The sequence below is a fragment of the Peribacillus sp. SIMBA_075 genome (assembly GCF_046534585.1).
In genome coordinates this window covers 1-255 of sequence record NZ_JAWRYN010001047.1, presented here as the reverse complement: position 1 = coordinate 255, position 255 = coordinate 1, and the positions used below count along the sequence as shown (strand labels likewise).

The 255-nt window shown below is 45.5% G+C and carries 1 pseudogene; it reads right to left on the bottom strand.

Annotation, left to right across the window (positions count from 1 at the left end):
• Positions 1–255 (bottom strand): annotated as a pseudogene (locus SB775_RS31490) (ABC transporter ATP-binding protein); the annotation flags it as partial.

Below are 255 nucleotides of genomic sequence, written 5' to 3'. Positions count from 1 at the left end.
CTATCCCGTCTCCTTCAAACAATACGACCGGCATATAAAAGCTCCAGCGCAAGAGGAAATATCCCGGGAAAAGGATCGAACCGATAATAAATGCAAAGTAGCCAAAGATGAACAGTATGACCATAAATACCGGGTTCGAATCTTTGCCAACTAACAAAAATGGGTCAAAAGCTCCGCCAACGGCAAAGGCCAGCAAAAAGAAAAGCAGCATGCACAGCAAAAAGAACGCGATCATGACCCCGATGGCGATAAGTC